The sequence below is a fragment of the Pseudomonas sp. LS_2 genome, from assembly GCF_042709235.1.
Lineage (GTDB): Bacteria > Pseudomonadota > Gammaproteobacteria > Pseudomonadales > Pseudomonadaceae > Aquipseudomonas.
The window spans coordinates 72,685-88,687 of record NZ_JAVAYC010000013.1; the positions used below are offsets into that span (position 1 = coordinate 72,685).

General features: G+C 61.9%; 15 protein-coding genes and 2 pseudogenes. 5 read left to right on the forward strand and 12 right to left on the reverse strand.

Annotated features, from left to right (window positions below):
• Positions 1 to 114: 114 nt before the first annotated feature.
• From RAC97_RS14050 to RAC97_RS14075, 6 genes and pseudogenes are all read right to left on the reverse strand, one after another.
• Positions 115 to 1,038, reverse strand: a complete 924-nt coding sequence (locus RAC97_RS14050; protein ID WP_375099071.1) for a FecR domain-containing protein — start codon at positions 1,036 to 1,038, stop codon at positions 115 to 117.
• Positions 1,035 to 1,550 (reverse strand): sigma-70 family RNA polymerase sigma factor, encoded by a 516-nt coding sequence (locus tag RAC97_RS14055; RefSeq protein WP_375099072.1) that lies wholly within the window; start codon positions 1,548 to 1,550, stop codon positions 1,035 to 1,037. Before RAC97_RS14055 ends, RAC97_RS14050 begins: the two co-directional genes overlap by 4 nt.
• A gap of 112 nt (positions 1,551 to 1,662) precedes the next feature.
• On the reverse strand, positions 1,663 to 2,700 hold the full coding sequence (locus RAC97_RS14060) for a diguanylate cyclase (RefSeq protein ID WP_375099073.1): 1,038 nt from the start codon (positions 2,698 to 2,700) through the stop codon (positions 1,663 to 1,665).
• 167 nt (positions 2,701 to 2,867) lie between these two features.
• A pseudogene (gene paaZ / locus RAC97_RS14065) lies at positions 2,868 to 4,082 on the reverse strand (phenylacetic acid degradation bifunctional protein PaaZ); the annotation flags it as partial.
• Positions 4,081 to 4,458: pseudogene (locus RAC97_RS14070) on the reverse strand (helix-turn-helix domain-containing protein); the annotation flags it as partial. The pseudogenes paaZ and RAC97_RS14070, both read right to left, overlap by 2 nt.
• A 162-nt stretch (positions 4,459 to 4,620) precedes the next feature.
• Positions 4,621 to 5,307: a hydrolase gene (locus tag RAC97_RS14075; RefSeq protein ID WP_375099074.1), complete on the reverse strand. Its 687-nt coding sequence runs from the start codon at positions 5,305 to 5,307 to the stop codon at positions 4,621 to 4,623.
• A gap of 208 nt (positions 5,308 to 5,515) precedes the next feature.
• On the opposite strand from RAC97_RS14075, the gene RAC97_RS14080 reads away from it, so the two are divergent.
• On the forward strand, positions 5,516 to 5,977 hold the full coding sequence (locus RAC97_RS14080; RefSeq protein ID WP_375099075.1) for a RidA family protein: 462 nt from the start codon (positions 5,516 to 5,518) through the stop codon (positions 5,975 to 5,977).
• A 19-nt stretch (positions 5,978 to 5,996) separates the two neighbouring features.
• Here the strand turns inward: RAC97_RS14080 and RAC97_RS14085 are convergent, their stop codons facing one another.
• Positions 5,997 to 6,983: a LysR family transcriptional regulator gene (locus tag RAC97_RS14085; RefSeq protein ID WP_375099076.1), complete on the reverse strand. Its 987-nt coding sequence runs from the start codon at positions 6,981 to 6,983 to the stop codon at positions 5,997 to 5,999.
• 110 nt (positions 6,984 to 7,093) lie between these two features.
• Positions 7,094 to 7,996 (reverse strand): LysR family transcriptional regulator, encoded by a 903-nt coding sequence (locus RAC97_RS14090; RefSeq protein WP_375099077.1) that lies wholly within the window; start codon positions 7,994 to 7,996, stop codon positions 7,094 to 7,096.
• A gap of 130 nt (positions 7,997 to 8,126) precedes the next feature.
• Here RAC97_RS14090 and RAC97_RS14095 point away from each other — a divergent pair, with 130 nt between their 5' ends.
• Complete coding sequence (locus RAC97_RS14095) at positions 8,127 to 8,915, forward strand: SDR family NAD(P)-dependent oxidoreductase (RefSeq protein WP_375099078.1); 789 nt, start codon at positions 8,127 to 8,129, stop codon at positions 8,913 to 8,915.
• A gap of 230 nt (positions 8,916 to 9,145) precedes the next feature.
• Here the strand turns inward: RAC97_RS14095 and RAC97_RS14100 are convergent, their stop codons facing one another.
• From RAC97_RS14100 to RAC97_RS14115, 4 genes are all read right to left on the reverse strand, one after another.
• On the reverse strand, positions 9,146 to 9,292 hold the full coding sequence (locus tag RAC97_RS14100) for a hypothetical protein (protein WP_375099079.1): 147 nt from the start codon (positions 9,290 to 9,292) through the stop codon (positions 9,146 to 9,148).
• 20 nt (positions 9,293 to 9,312) lie between these two features.
• Positions 9,313 to 9,774, reverse strand: coding sequence for a type II toxin-antitoxin system YhaV family toxin (locus RAC97_RS14105; protein ID WP_375099080.1), 462 nt, complete (start codon positions 9,772 to 9,774; stop codon positions 9,313 to 9,315).
• A complete protein-coding gene (locus RAC97_RS14110; protein ID WP_375099081.1) occupies positions 9,774 to 10,091 on the reverse strand; it encodes a type II toxin-antitoxin system PrlF family antitoxin in 318 nt (105 codons plus the stop codon). Before RAC97_RS14110 ends, RAC97_RS14105 begins: the two co-directional genes overlap by 1 nt.
• A 501-nt stretch (positions 10,092 to 10,592) precedes the next feature.
• Entirely contained in the window at positions 10,593 to 11,507 is a 915-nt protein-coding gene (locus RAC97_RS14115) for a LysR family transcriptional regulator (protein WP_375099082.1), read from the reverse strand.
• A gap of 208 nt (positions 11,508 to 11,715) precedes the next feature.
• On the opposite strand from RAC97_RS14115, the gene RAC97_RS14120 reads away from it, so the two are divergent.
• From RAC97_RS14120 to RAC97_RS14130, 3 genes are all read left to right on the forward strand, one after another.
• On the forward strand, positions 11,716 to 12,738 hold the full coding sequence (locus tag RAC97_RS14120; protein WP_375099083.1) for a zinc-dependent alcohol dehydrogenase family protein: 1,023 nt from the start codon (positions 11,716 to 11,718) through the stop codon (positions 12,736 to 12,738).
• A 477-nt stretch (positions 12,739 to 13,215) separates the two neighbouring features.
• Positions 13,216 to 14,574 carry a hypothetical protein gene (locus tag RAC97_RS14125; RefSeq protein ID WP_375099084.1) on the forward strand — a complete coding sequence of 453 codons (1,359 nt, stop codon included), beginning with the start codon at positions 13,216 to 13,218 and terminating at the stop codon, positions 14,572 to 14,574.
• A complete protein-coding gene (locus tag RAC97_RS14130; RefSeq protein ID WP_375099085.1) occupies positions 14,574 to 15,959 on the forward strand; it encodes a GntR family transcriptional regulator in 1,386 nt (461 codons plus the stop codon). Before RAC97_RS14125 ends, RAC97_RS14130 begins: the two co-directional genes overlap by 1 nt.
• The last annotated feature ends 44 nt before the right edge of the window (positions 15,960 to 16,003 follow it).

Sequence of the window (16,003 nt, forward strand, 5' to 3'; positions counted from 1 at the left end):
GGGGCTCCTGAAAGGGGTGGCTTGGGCGCGGCGGATACGTGCGCCCTCAAGAGCCGAAGTAGTGAAGAAAATCTGTAACCCCCAAATGAAAAAAATCTGCAGGGTGTTGCGCTCCTACAAGGTTTGCTCGACTGGCTCCATACGCACCCAATAGGGGGTCAGGCGACGTGCACGCACCGGCAAGGCGTCTTCCAGGCTGGCCAGGGCAATGTCGGTGTCGTCGAGGTTGAAGGCGCCGGACAAGCGCAACTTGGCAACCTGCCTGGAACACCCGAGGTAGCCAGGGCGGTAGCGGGCAAGTTCCTCGACCACATCACCCAGACGCCAGTCGACGCTGACCAGCATGCCGCGTGTCCACGCCAGGGCATCGGGTGCCAGGGGCAGTAGCGGCCCCAGGTGGTCGGCGCTGAAACCCAGGCTGTAGCCGGCGTCGACGCGTCTCACTTGAGCCACGTGCGTGGGGCGCACCTCCACGGCATGGGCGACCACCGCCACGTGGCTTGCACCATCCTGCTGGCGCACGCTGAAGCGGGTGCCCAGGGCCACGATGTCGCCTGCGGTCGTGCGGACGCTCAAGGGGCGTGGATCCTTGGCGGTCTGCACCAGGATTTCCCCCTGGTGCAGGTGGATCAGCCGCTGGCGGGCATCGAAGCGGATATCCACGCGGGTGTCGGTGTTGAGGTCCAGGCGTGTGCCATCGGCCAGGGCCAGCAGGCGCCGCTGGCCGACCCGGGTCGAATGCTCCGCGCTCCATGGCGAGGCCCGGTAGCCTTGCCAACCGACCACCCCGACCCCCAGCACGAGCGCCAGGGCCTTCAACGCATGGCGTCGGTCCTGGCGGGCGCTGGCCAGGGTCTGCGCCGCACCACCGGGGGCGCTGGCGAGGCGGCCTTGCAGTTGTTCCAGGCGCGCCCAAGCGGCGGCGTGGCGAGGGTCGGCTGCGTACCAGGCCTGCCAGGCGGTGCGGGTTGCCACGTCGACATGGCTGTCGTGCAAACGCACGTACCAGTCCACGGCGTCGGCGAGAATCGCCTTCATGCTGCCTCGACCAGCAAGCAGTGCAGCAAGCCGCGCGCCAGGTGCTTGCGCACGGTGGTCACTGAAACCCCAAGCTTTGCGGCGGCCTTCTCGTAGCTCAGGCCGTCCAGTTGCACGGCAAGAAAGACCGCCCGGGTACGTGGGCCAAGGCCATCGAGCATGCGGTCGATGGCCATCAGGGTATCGAGGATGGCGGCACGGGCTTCAGCGGAGGGCGCGTAGCGTTCCGGTTGCAGTGCCAGGGCTTCGAGGTAGGCGTTTTCCAGGCTGCGGCGGCGATATAGATCGATGACCAGGCCGCGGGCGATGGTCGCCAGGTAGTGGCGCGGCTCGTTGAGCGTGCCGGCAGTGCGGGCCAGCAACACCCGGACGAAGGTGTCCTGGGCCAGGTCGGCGGCATCGGCGCAGCTGTTCAGGCGCTGGCGTAGCCAGCCGTGCAGCCAGCCGCTGTGCTCGCGGTAGAGTGTTTCCAGGCCACTGTGTGCAGCGCCGTCGGCAACAACGGTGGACATCCCACCCTCCCCAAAAGATTACCAAGTGCAAATAGGAATTGGTCGCAAGTGTAATCAGTGGGAGGGGGATTGGGAATGGTGGCATTGGGAAGTGTTTACACCCGCGCCAGGCTCACGCGTTCGCCTGTGCGTACACCACCCGATTGCGCCCGGTGTGCTTGGCCTGGTACAGCGCCGCGTCCGCCCGCCCAATGGCATGGTCGACCTGCTCGTCGGCGGCCAGTAGCGTGCAGCCGATGCTCAGGCTGACCTGTAGCGGCCCTGTGGCCAGCTGCATCGGCTGGTTGCCGATCAATTGCCGCACGCGCTCGGCGATGCGCTGCAGCTCTTCGCCGTCCTTTACCCGCAGCAGGGCGACGAACTCCTCGCCGCCTTGGCGCACCAGCAGGTCATCCGGCCGCAACGCTGCCCGCAGGCGGCGTGCGCATTCGCACAGCACCTGGTCGCCAGCGGCGTGTCCATGCTGGTCGTTGATGGACTTGAAGTGGTCGAGGTCGGCATACAGCGCACCGAGCTTCAAGCCGTTTTCTTGCGCCATGCGCCGCTCGCGCTGTTCGAAGGCGACCAGGGCGCCGCGGTTCCACAGCTGGGTCAGCGGGTCGAGCAGGGCCTTGCGCTGTTCGCGGTCCATCTCCAGACGCAGGTCGCGGTTGCTCTGGATCAGGCTGCGCAGTTGCAGGTAACCCTCGGCGAGGGTGGCCAGGTCCTTGAAGTTCGCCTGTTGAGCCGGGCTCAGGGTGCGCGGGCGGGGGTCGAGCATGCACAAGGTCCCGATGGCCTTGCCGTTGCCGGCACGCAGCGGGTGCCCGGCGTAGAAGCGGATGTAGGGCGGGGTGAGCACCAAGGGGTTGTCGGCGAAGCGTGGGTCCTGCCGGGCGTCCGGCACCAGCAGGGTGTCGTCGCCAAGGATCGCGTGGCCGCAGAAGGAAGTGTCTCGGGGCGTCTCGCTGGCATCCAGGCCCACCCGGGCCTTGAACCATTGGCGGTTCTGGTCGATCAGGCTGATCAGCACCGTGTCCACGTGAGCCAGGTCCTGGGTGAGGCGCACCAGGGTATCGAGGTAGTGCTCGGCCGGGGTGTCGAGCAGGTGCATCTCATCGAGGGTTTGCTGGCGAAGAGGTTCGTCAACGGGAAGGGGGCAAGCCAACATGCGATCTTCTCCGGGTCATGGGCTGGCGGGGGCTGCCCAAAGGCTGGCCCCTCTACAGCATAGGCGCTTGGAGTTGATCCTGGGGGCGGGTGTTAAGCAGGCTTGCGCCGCATTCCCGATCGCGTGCCGACGATGGCTGCAGAGCGGCCCCGTGCAGGATGTACCGGTCACCCCTTCTTCAATACCAACGTCAAAATGTCGTAGCTGGCAACGATTTCCTCCAGTTGGTTGGTCACCTCCACGTCCCAGGCCACCACGCCCTGCGGCTGCCCCAGGGGGCTGGTCTTGCCCTGGTCGATCTTGCGCTTGCAGGTCAGCCGCGCCTGAAGGGTGTCGCCGATGCCTACCGGGTTGATGAAGCGCAGCGTATCCAGCCCGTAGTTAGCCAGCACCGGGCCTGCGCCTGGGGACACGAACAGTCCGGCAGCCGCCGACAGCACGAAGTAGCCATGGGCGATGCGCTTGCCGAACTGCGACTCCTTGGCTGCGATCTCGTCGAAATGCATGTAGAAATGGTCGCCCGACAGGCAGCCGAAGTTGACCAGGTCGGCTTCGGTCACGGTGCGGCGGTGGGTCAGCAACGACTCACCGATGCGCAGCTCCTCGAAGTAGCGGCGGAATGGGTGTACCTCGGTCTCGATCACTTCGGCTCCACGCACGTATTCACCGGTCACGGCGCTGAGCATGCTTGGCGAACCCTGAACCGCTGCGCGTTGCAGGTAATGCTTGACCGCGCGCAGGCCGCCCAGCTCTTCACCGCCACCGGCACGGCCAGGGCCGCCGTGCTTGAGTTGCGGCAGTGGCGAACCGTGGCCGGTGGACTCCTGCGCAGCTTCGCTGTCGAGCACCAGCAGGCGCCCGTGCCACGCGGCTGCGACCGGGATGGCCTTCGCCGCTACCGCGCGGTCGGCGGTTACCAGGGACGCCACCAGGCTGCCTTTGCCGCGTGCAGCCAGGGCCAGAGCGTGGTCCAGGTCGTCGTAGGCCATCAGCGTACTCACCGGGCCGAACGCTTCGATGTCATGAGCGCCGCCTTCGGCATTCGGGTCGCGGGCCTGGAGCAGCGTCGGGGCGAAGAACGCGCCTTCGGCTACACCTTCCCCGCGCGGGGCGAAGCCATCGCTGGCACCGAACAACTGTTCGCAACTTTGCAGCAGGCTGCGCACTCGTTCGCCGACGTCGCGCTGCTGATCATGGGAGGCCAGAGCGCCCATGCGCACGCCTTCGACCGATGGGTCACCGACCACCACCTTGCTCAGGCGCTCGCGCAGGCGGGTGGCCACCGCGTCGATATGCCTGGCCGGCACGATGGCTCGACGGATGGCGGTGCATTTCTGCCCGGCCTTGGTGGTCATCTCGCGCACCACCTCCTTCCGGTGAAGCTGCCTGTTGCTTCCATGCCTGAGGTGTTAGCCCTTCGGATTTCATAAACGCTCGACAGAAATGTGGCTGATCGTAGAAGCCGCACTCCAGAGCGATCTCGGTAAGCATCATCGTCGACGCTTCCAGCAGCACTTTACTCTTCCTAAGCCGCTGCTCCCGCAACCACTGCTGCGGGGATACGTGTGTGAATTCTTTGAACATTCGTGAAAAATGACTGCGCGACAATCCGCACGCTTCGGCAAGTGCCGTGACCGATATGCCGGTATCCAAATGATCCAACATCATTTGCTTGGCCGTTGTGACTCGCCAGGGTTTGCGCCGCCCTGTCGACTGAATCGCGGCAGTGGCTACAGCGATGCCAATAGCACTCTTCATGGGATCAATTCATCCTGAAAAATCTGAAGATGGTTGATCCGGGCGGCACCGTTCGCTGAAGTCCCTTGAGTCTTCAGAGCATTGTGTCGCGATTCACCAGCCCGGATCAGCTCATGCCAGCCCCGCTTGTAGGTCAGAAACCAAGCCTGGGCCTGAGGGGGGTTAGATCGTTGCGGCCACGGGTGGCAGGGTGGGGCCGTGCTGAACGCGCTCTGGCGCTTTGTGCACCATGGTATAGGCGTAATCGACGCCCATGCCGTAGGCGCCCGAGTGCTCTTTGACCAGGTCCATGACAGCATCGTAGGTGTCGCGGTTTTTCCAGTCGCGCTGCCACTCCAGTAGCACCTGCTGCCAGGTGACTGGAACCACGCCCGCCTGGATCATGCGCTGCATGGCGTAGTCGTGAGCCTCCTTGGTCGTGCCTCCGGACGCGTCGGCAACCATGTAGATCTCATAGCCTGCATCATGCATGGCGGACAGTGCGAAGCTGGTGTTGCAGACCTCAGTCCACAGGCCTGACACGATGATCTTGTTCCGACCATTCTTCTTCAGCGCATCACGAACCTTCTGGTCGTCCCATGAGTTCATGGACGTGCGCTCAAGCAACGGCGCGGCAGGGAAAACCGCGAGCAGCTCGGGGTAGGTATGCCCGGAAAAACGCTCGGTTTCGACCGTGGTGAATAGGGTGGGCACATTAAAGATCTTGGCTGCTTTGGCCAGGCCCACGGTATTGTTCTTCAGCGTCTGCCGGTCAATGCTCTGGACGCCGAAAGCCATTTGCGGTTGCTGATCGATGAAGATCAGTTGGCTGTTGAGCGGGGTCAGGACTTCAGTGTGTGGATTGCTCATTGTTCTTCCCTTTTGCTGAACGGTGGCGAGAGTTTTTCCGGCGGGTCGTCGCCGATTCCCAGCACAAGATAGCGAAACACTCAGGGAAACAGTGGCGCACTTTTGCGCTCTTGCAGGCGCATTAATGCACCATTGGTAGCGTCCAATCCGATGCTAGGATCTCCGCCGGTAGGATCACGTCGATCCATTTTTCGCCAAGGAGAATCCAATGGCCGCTTCACGACCTTTCAACGACGACACCGCCTATTGGGGCGTTCCATGGGAAGAGGGCTACGGCTATCCGCAAGCGCGGCGAGTTGGAAGCGAGATCTTCATCTCGGGACAGTTCAACCATGACGAAGAGGGCAACCTGGTAGCGCCGGCGCCGCTGGATGCTGACGGTCGTCCGAGCGATTTCTCTTCAATGGGCGAGCAGATGCGGGTTTCCTACGACAACATTGCCAAGTTGTTGGCCTTGTATGGTGCCACGATGCAGGATGTCGTTGAGGAGACGCTATATGTGTTGGACATGGACGCAGCCTTTGCCGTAGTCGGCAAGGTGCGCAAGGCGGCCTATGGCACCGAGCGCCCGCAGGCGGCCAGCAATATCATCGGTGTATCGCGGCTCGCCCAGCGTCCTCAACTGATCGAGATTGTGTGCCGTGCGGTGATCGGTGCGCAGGCCAAGTGACCGGCGCTCCCGGTTTCAACTAGGAAGCCGGGATGGCCTGCTGACCTTCGACCAGGGGTTTGAGGTCGGCTACTGCCGCCGCGCAGAACGTCATGAATGCTTTCACTCGCCAGGACTTCCTGATGTCCTGGTGGGTAAGCAGCCACAACTCATCCTGAAGCTCCTGTACCACTGGGCCGGCCCGAACCAATCCTGGGGTAATGTCGCCCAGCATGCAGGGGAGGAAGCCAAAACCCAGGCCCGCCGCAATGGCGGCACTTGCTGCCGCCACGGAATCAGTGCGGTAAGAGATGTGCTGCGAGGGCACCCGACATTCGACATAGCTCGTTGCCTTCAGACCGCACAAGCCGCCCGAGTAGGACACCCATGGCTGACCCTCAGCGAAGGGATTGGCAATCGCCGCCTGCTTGACGCTGCCATATGCCGCCCAAGCGATGTTTGCGAGCTTGCGACCCACGAGGGTGTCGGTAGGTTTTTTTGTCGCGCGCACCGCGATATCCGACTCGTCCCTCGCCAAACTCAACGTCTGGTTGCCGACCAGTACTTCGATGGTGATCCCCTCATTGAGGGCTTGGAAGTCCGCGATGATCGGCGTGAGAAAGTACAGCAGCAGCGAGTCACTGGTAGTGATTCGCAGCTTTCCCAGGGGGCCTTGGCCGGCACGGGACACCCTGCGGGTGACACTGACGATGTCCAGCTCAACGCGCTCGGCCAGCGCACGTAGCTCGGCACCTTCGGCAGTCAGCAGATACCCCGCCTTGCGATGATCGAAAAGCGCGACCCCAAGCGTCTTCTCGACTTGTGCGACCCGGCGCGAGACGGTGGAGACATTGATGCCGAGCTTCTTGGCCGTCGCGGTGCGGTTGCTGCAGTCACTTAGCGTTTTGATGATCCGCAAGTCGTCCCAGGAAAGCTGGCTGACAGCTTCGCCGACATCCCATTTCGGCCCGTTAGAATTCGATTGGATCGGCGAGTCACTTCCAGGTGAAGGCTTCACGAAAATCATTCCAGGTGAGGAGGAGCAATGATACGAGAAGCGGGGTGGTCTGCCCACCGGTCTGGATATGAGTCACATTCATTCAATCCCCAGACGTTGTAGGTCAGCTTATTCTGAGCTTAGAGCGCCAACAACGGCCCGACTCGCTCAACCAGGAAGTCGATGAAGACCCTTACTCGTTGTGGCATGTAGCGTTGGTGGTTGAAGATCGCATGGATCTCCTCGGTGTCCCCTGGATTGAAATCAGCCAGCAGTTCGACGAGCCGACCTGCCTTCAGGTCCTCTGCGACATGGAACATTCCTAGCCGGCTAATCCCCAGCCCATTGATCGTCATCTGGCGCATGGTTTCGCCATTGTTGGTCAGCATATCGCCGCGCACCGCCAGGTACTGGGTTTGCTGGTTCAGCTTGAACGGCCACTCGTCACGGGATCGGCGGAAGTTGAAGTTGAAGCAACGATGATTTTCCAGCTCATCCGGCGTTCTCGGTACACCCTGTCGAGCCAAATACCCCGGTGAAGCCACGACCGCGCGGCGGCTTTGCCCCAAGATGCGTGCACGAAAGCTGGCGTCGTCCAGCGGCCCCATGCGTATCGCTACATCAATGCGTTCGCGCTTCAGATCAACCAAGGCGTCGGTCAGCGATAGATCGAGTGTGATGTCGGGATACCTGAGGTTGAAGTCTCTGATGATCGGGAGAAGCTGATGCGTGCCGAAAGGCACCGAAGTATTGATGCGCAGAAGGCCACTCGGGGCCGCAGATGAGCCGAAGGCGTCGTGCTCCGCCTCGTCTATGTCGTTGAGTATCCGGACGCAACTATCGTAGAAACGGCCACCTTCACCGGTGATTGCCAACTGACGTGTAGAGCGCTCGAAAAGGAGCACACCTAATCGATCTTCCAGCCGGGAGATGAGCTTGCTTACCGCTGAAGGCGTCAGGTTCAGTAGCTTGCCTGCGGCAGAAAAACTGCCCGTTTCGACGACCTTGCTGAAGACCAGCATCTCTCCGCTACGGCTGTCCATGACCTCATCCTATATGTGAATTTTCTTCTGCAATCATATTCCATTGCATGCGCTAATCAATGTATTCGAAGACCTCCACACTGCTCCCCAGCGGACTGATCCGCCCCTCAATTCAACGTTGGAGAATGGTATGAACCTTGGTTTAGAAGGCAAGACAGCATTGGTAAGCGCCTCCACCGCAGGCATCGGCTTGGCGATTGCCACGCAGCTCCTGGAAGATGGGGCTCGCGTGATCATCAACGGGCGTAGTGAAGCTGGCGTAGCGCAGCGCGTCAGCGAGCTAAACAAGCGTTTTGGCGAAGGGCGTGCTCTTCCCCTCGTTGCAGATGTCAGTCAGGCTGGTGGCGAGGCGGTCGCAGCCGCCGAATATCCGCAGGTCGACATCCTGATCAACAATATGGGCACCTATGAGCTGAGTGACTTCTTCAGCACCCGTGATGAAGACTGGCAGCGCATGTTCGAGACCAACGTCTGGAGCGGGGTGCGGTTGGCCCGTACCTACATGAAGGGCATGCTGAAGCGCGGCCATGGCCGGGTAATTTTCATCTCAAGCGAAGTCGCACTGACTCCGATGGCTGCGATGGCCCATTACAGCGCGAGTAAGGCTACGCAACTGTCGATCTCCCGCAGCCTTGCCGAGCTGACCAAGGGCACCTCCGTGACCGTCAACGCCGTGCTGCCAGGGCCTACCGAGACAGAAAACCTCAAGCGGTTCATCGAGTCTGTGAATCCGGGACTGCCTTATGAAGACGCAGAAAAGAAGTTCATGCAGGAGAATCGTCCCTCTTCGCTGATCTACCGCCTGGCCAAACCTGCAGAGGTCGCAAATGTAGTCGCGTTCCTGTCCAGCGAGCGTGCTGCGGTGATCAATGGTTCGGCGATTCGTGCAGAAGGCGGAACAGTGCAGACCATCGCCTGATCCGCTGCGTGAGGAGCCTGTCTGCCAAAAAGCTCAACTGGCCGCTTCTTCCCGAAAGCTGCTTTCGCGGATGACCGCAGTTGACCGAATCCAGCTTGGGCGGGAACGCCGATGTGGGATCGGTAGGCATGATCTGGGGTAGTCAGGCGCGGCTCGCGGGCGGTCGAATGCGAGCGCCCGCGTGCCCAGGTACCGCTTATGCCGATATTGGCCTTGGCTCTGCGGTTACATCAGGGGACGTCTAGTGCCTTGGTGCCGATGCGGCGGAATAGGAACTCGCCTTTGTTCTGATCGAATACAGAAATAGCAGCTAACGGAACAGCTGTGATCAGAACACCGGTAAGTACATCGGCGACCGCATGATCGAGAAGATTCATCCCTCACCCAGTCGCGCAACTTATGCTTTGGGCTCGTCCCAGTCGCTACGCGTCGCAGCAGTCAGCGCATCCCAGTCATCAGGAGGGTTGCGGCGGCCCAGCATCTTCTCGAATACGGCGTAGGGATCGGATTTGCTGCCTGCGGACCGTAGGGTATTTTCGTCGTTGACCCATGCATAGACGATGACCTTGGACCTTGAGTCGTAGCGAAAGAACAGCCGAAAGCGCCTGCCGATTTTTGCGCGGCGCCAATGTCTGTAGGCGGTGCCCAGCGTGTTGCCTTGGCGGAACTCATCACGGCCTGGGTCGGCAGGTACAGCCTCCATGATCAGATGGCTCAATGCCCGAAACAGCTTGACGTTGGCGTTGCTCTCAAAACCTTGCGGGTCGTTCTGCTCGGCCCGGGCGGCGGCTTCTTGCAATTTGCGTAGCTGTAAAATCACACCTTCATGGAACAACAGTGTCCAGCCATGTCGCAGCATCAGATCGCAACCTCACCCTCGATATCTTCGTCCAGGTTTACGGAGTGCTTTGCGTTGGCGAGCAGGGTTTGCGCCAAGTCTTCTGGCAGAGTGGTGAGGTTGCGGCCGCCTCGGACATCAGCCTCCAGCAAACCCAGGAACGCACCGATGGCAGGGTCTTCGTGGGTGGTTTCTACGCGGCTGACCACGATTTCACCCCCGCGTACGTCGAATGCAATCTTGCCACCAGTGTCAACGCCCAAAAGCTGGCGAACGGATTTGGGCAGTGTGATCTGCCCCTTTGAGGTCAACGTGGCGATTTCGTGGATGGCAGGCATGAGTGTTCTCCCGAATGTATTGACTGAATGGTAAGGAATGGTCCTTACGTGGTCAATCTTGGATTTCTGCGGATCACGCAGAAGCGGGTAGGAGGCTCAACAAGAGGTCACCCGTGTCTGGCTGGTGGTCAGCGCAATGATGCATGAGCGCCTTCGTGCTCAGTTACATGGCGCAGTGATCCCAGCACGAGAGGCTGAGGTAAATTTGGAGTAGGAGAAAGTGTTGGCGAATTTGCAGGCTAGCGCACCTTGCTTTTCTCCGTTACGGCGATAAATGCAAAGTTGTCATTGCGACGATGTGAGGGTCAGGATATTGCCCGGATGCTTGTCAGTTTGCGGGCCGCCTCTACAGGACAACAATGACGCTTGGGGGCATCCTTCTCAAACCATCCAATTCATGCCCCCAAATATGCCCCAAATGTAGCAATTCGCTGGAAGTAAATGGCTCTTCGAGGCTAGAAAAGCGCAGAAATGACCAGCTAACACGCAGGCGCGAAGCCCCTAAAGACTGTCGGGGTCGCCAAAAAACATTTGTATCCGCGACCTCAACCACCTCTCCGCCGGGTCGTTGTCCTGTGCGCCGCGCCAGGCCATGTGCAGCTCGAAGCTCTGCACCGGAATCGGCAGCTCCTCAGCCCGCAGACCACCGCCTGCGGTAAGCACGTCGGCGGTGTAATCCGGCACGGTGGCGACGATGTCGGTACCGGCCAGCAGGCTGCCCAGGCCGTTGAACTGCGGCACGGCCAATACCACCTGGCGCTTGCGGCCGATCTCGTCCAAGGCCTCGTCGATGAACCCGGAAAGGTCGCCCGCGTACGACACCAACGCGTGGGGGCGGGCGCAGAAGTCGTCCAGGGTGATGCTGCCGGGCACGCTGTCGGCGCGCAGCAACTTGGGCATGCTGCGCCGCAGCACCTTGCGCTTGGCGTTGGCCGGCAGTTCGCTGGTGTAGCTCACGCCCACGGAAATTTCGCCCGAGGCCAGCAGGGTCGGCATAAGCAGGTAATTGACCCGGCGCACCACCAGCACGATACCCGGCGCCTCGGCGCGAATGCGCTTGAGCAACTGCGGCAGCAAGGCGAACTCGGCATCGTCGGATAGGCCGATGCGGAACACCGAGGTGCTGGTGGCCGGGTCGAACTCGGCGGCACGGCTCACGGCAGTGGAGATCGAGTCCAGCGCCGGCGACAGCAGCGAGAAGATCTCGTGCGCCCGTGCCGACGGCTCCATGCTGCGACCAGTGCGTACGAATAACGGGTCGTCGAACAGGTTGCGCAGGCGCGACAACGCCGCACTGATCGCCGGCTGGCCGAGAAACAGCTTCTCGGCGGCGCGGGTCACGCTGCGCTCGTGCATGAGCGTTTCGAATACGATCAGCAGGTTCAGGTCTACGCGGCGCAGGTCGTTCCGGTTCATCGATGCGTTTCGCCTAAGAGTTGGGGCAGGGGTGAATATTAAGGCCAAAGACTGTTACGCTGCACGGGTTTACGGGGGCCAATGCATGGAATTGCGGGGAGCCCAATCAATGACAGGCATGTCGACTATTAATGGCCACTGATGGTCTAACGTGCAAAGCCCGGATAAAGTCCGGGGTAATACGAGGTTCACAAAGGCGAGGTATGCGATGTCCCGCATGATCCGGTTCCACAAGTTCGGCACTGCCGACGTGCTCCGTTGCGAGGAGCAGGCTGAGCCGTCACCCGCGGCAGGCGAGGTGCAGGTGCGTGTCGAGGCAATCGGCATCAGCTGGTATGACGTACTCTGGCGGCAAAACCTGGCATCCTCCAAGGTCAGCCTGCCAGCCGGCATCGGCCACGAGATGGCGGGTGTTGTGACGGCAGTCGGCACTGGCGTAGACGACATCACGGTGGGCGATCGGGTTGCCAGTTTCCCGGCGGCCAGCGCCAACGACCACCCGGTTTACGGCGATGTCATCGTGTTGCCGCGCACTGCAATTACCCGTTATCCCGATACCCTGACGGCGATCGAGGCCAGCGTGCACTACACGCCGATGCTGGTCGCCTATTTCGCCTACGTCGACCTGGCCCGCGCCAAGGCCGGGCAGACCGCACTGGTCACTGACGCCAGCCACTGTGCCGGCCCGGCCTTCGTGCAACTGGGCAAGGCCCTGGGGCTGAAGGTGTTCGCCGCCACCAAGGAGCCCGAGCAGCGTGAATACCTGCTGGGCCTGGGCGCCGACAAGGTGATCGTCACCGAAGAGCAGGACCTGCTGATGCAGGTGGGCAAGTACACCGATGGTCGTGGTGTCGACATGGTCCTCGATGGCATGGGCGGGCCGCAGATGTCGCTGCTTGGCGACGTGTTGGCGCCTCGTGGCAGCCTGGTGCTGTATGGCCTGCAAGGCGGCAACCAGACCCCGTTCCCGGCCTGTGCGGCGTTCCAGAAGAACATCCAGTTCTACGTGCACTGCATCGGCAATTTTACCGGCAAGCCGGAGCTTGGCATCTGCCAGGACCAGGTCGCCGTTCAGCGAGCCCTGCGTGATATCAATCAGTTCACCGCCGACAAGTTGCTGACTCCGCAGATCGTCAAGGTTTACCCGTTCGAGCAGGTGGTCGAGGCGCATCGACATATGGATGAGTGCCCTTGCGGTGGTCGGGTGGTCCTGGAAATGAGCCACGACTGACTTTTTGTAATGAAAATAAAAACCGGGCATTGCCCGGTTTTTTTTCGGATTGTTCCTACGAAACTAAGTTAATAGCCTGACAGGCATTTATGTTTTTTCTTTGTGTTCAGCGTGTTTTTCGCTGGCTATCCTTTTGCCAGAGGAAATCGGCTGAAAGCGTGTGGATTATACGTTTCGCCTGAATGGTTTTTTTACTGTGATCTGTATCTGTTTTTGATTTCGTAACCCCTGATAATGGCCCGGTGACAGTTTGCGCAAAGGAGCGTGGCATGAGCATGGGGCGGTCCAAGGATACAGGCGCGCTGGTCGTGCAAGGACGACAGCGGCATTCGTTTTTCTCTATGGCTTGGCGACAGTAGATGTCACTTCAAAGTTTCCCAAAACATTGTGGGAAATATCTTCAAGTTTAATTCGCTTCCGTGTACTGGGTTTAAACGCTGAGTTGTCACGGGCGCGTCGAAGGAACGGAGTGACGCAATGAGCAATATCCATGATCAAGCCATGCACTATATCTACCAGCAAGTTCTACAGCGTGTACTGGACCATATGTCCCAGGCACAGCGGGCATCGGTGCAGTTGCTGATCCAGCGTCTGCTGGTGGCCGCCGGGGGCCTGGAATACATCGGCGAGTTCCGCCTGCTGGTGCTGCATGCGAACGACCCACGCAGCGCCGGGCTGCTGGCGATGCTACGGGCAGCCCAGTTGAGTATCGCCCTGCGCAGCCCGCAAACGTTCCACCTGAGGGTCGTGGTGGGGTGCCAGCCGGCATTGCGCGAAGAGCTGCTCGATGACCACGAGCGCGCATTCAGCACCTTGTTCCTGCAGGATGACCCACGGGTGGAATTGCTGATGCTCAGTGGGGGGCAGGTGCAGCCCTTTTGCGCCCGGCGACAGCCCGCCGATGGCGGTTCACCCAGGGCCCGCCAGGGCATGCTGTTGTTAGGGCACCTGAGCGGTGGGCGTCCCGAGGCGTTGCTGGGTAGTCGACTGCACTTGGAACTGGCTGAGGCCTGCCAGCCGTTGCTGGCCTGGAAGGGCGGGGCCAGTGCCCTGGTTACCGCGATACCGGAGCGCCAGCGCCGCCGCTACCTGGCCTGGGTCAGGGCGGGTATGCGCCTGGCCGGTGAACGTGGGCTGCCGGGTGCCCACCCGTGTGCGGGTGCGCTCTGCGAGGCACTGGGGCGTCTGAGCCGGGTGCTGGCTTCACCGCTGGACAACGTGCCAGCGCTGGTCACGGCTACCGAGCGCCCGCCCGCGTTGCGGCTGATTGCCGTCGATGAGTTGTTGTACATCCAAGGCGAGCACGATCGGCTGGTGCAGATGCTGGGCATGCGCCACCTTGGCGCCGGGCTCGTTTCGCCACTGGGGGCGTTCTTCGATCCGCTGGCGCTGGCTCATTTGCGCGGGCTGCACCAGCAATTGCTGCAAGGTGCCGGTGAAAACCTGTGCGCCCAGGCGCTGCGCGAGCAAGCCAAGGCGCTGTTCTTGCAAAGCTATGGTATCGGCGATACACAATTGGCTTGTGCGTTGTTCACCCCATTCAACCACCGTGGCCGCGGGCTGGGCCTGTTTCTCAAGCGCTGCCATCCAAGCATGCGCGTGGCATTGCCCTACCTGCACCAGGCCTTGCAGGGCAAGCCTTGCCCAGACACCGTGCAGCAATGGCTGCTCGACACCAGCGGCTTGACCTTGGCGCAGCTACGCGCCCTGTATGCCGACCGTGTCGCGCCGCCGGCGATGCACTTGCTGGCCAGCCTGGCGCGCCGCGATGCGCACTTGCGCCTGCTGCCGCCCGTTGAGCTGTACAGCCAAACGAAGGCCTGGGCGGTCACCTGATGGGTCGGTCGGCACGCGGCGAATTTGCCTACCAGACAGTCTATCGCTACCTCGAAACCCTGATCGCCCAAGCCGAGCAGGGCGGTGACACGCGCTTGCCGTCACTACGCGACCTGGCCCGGCGGTTGCGGGTCTCGCTGGCGACGGTGCAGAGCGCCTACAGCTTGCTGGAACGCGAGGGGCGGGTCAGTACCCTGCCCAGGTCGGGCTACTTCGTGCGCTTGCCCAGCCAGGCAACTGCTGTGCTGGCTTCGGTATCGACGCTGGGGTTGGCGGGGCAGCCCTTCGGCCTGGCGCCGCTACCGTTCGGTCGCCTGGAGCGAGCGCTGCTGGCACAGGAGCGACGCCTGGCACGTCAGGCACCCACCCAGCCCGGGCAGGCGCGGATGGCTGGGCCGGTGCAACTGCGCAGTGTGTTGGCGGCCCGCTACACAGCGTCTTCAAGTGGTTACTGGCGCGCCGAAGACGTGCACCTGGCCACCGATGTGCATGCTTTGCTACAGACCCTGCTGGCCGGTCTGCAACTGCAAGACAGCACCGTCGTGGTCGCCACTCCCTGCTGCTGGCGATTGCTCAAAGCCCTGCACCAGACGGGCATGCGGGTGCTCGAAGTGACGCTGGACGAGCGCCGCGGCCTCGACCTGCCACAGCTTGAGCGCCTGTTCAGGCGCGAGTCGGTGCGCCTGCTGTTGCTGCCCTCGTGCCTGAGTACCCCCGGGGGGCACCTGCTGGCCGCCCATGACCAGCACGCTGTCGCCACGCTGCTGGCCCGCTACCCCACCTGGCTGCTGGAGAACGACCTGGACAGCGAGCATTGCTTCGCAAAACCGCCGGCCACGCGCCTGCGTGACCGGGTCGACCCTCGGCGGCTATTGGTGCTGGGTTCGCTGGAGGCAGTGGTGGGCATGGAGGCGCCCTATGCCTACGTGCTCGGCCGCCAGGGTCGGCTGCGCGAAGCGTTCGCACAGCGCAGCTTCGTCTTGCCGCCGTTGCGTCAGCAGGCGGTGGCGCATCTGTACAGCCGCGGCGATATCGACAGCCACTTGCACCATGTGCGCGGCGAGCTGGCGGCGCACATGGCGCAGTTGTGCCAGGAAGTGGAAGTACAACTGGGGGCACAGCTGACGTTCACCTGTCCGCAAGGTGGCAGGGCCTTGTGGTGCAGGCTGCACGATCCGATGGACGTCCCCCGGGCCTTGGCCGCGTTGTCGGGCACGGTGCTGTCGGTGGTACCCGGTGAGCAGTTCAGCCTGCAAGGACGCTACCAGCAGTGCCTGTCGCTGGCCTGGCATGGCGAGCAATTGCCTGAGCTGCGTGAGGCCGTGCGCCGATTGGCCCTGGCATTCGAGCCGGTACCGCAACGCTCGGGCTGCGAGATCGAGTGACCGCCGATCCGGCGGGGTTGCCTGTAGTGCTGGTCTGTATGTAT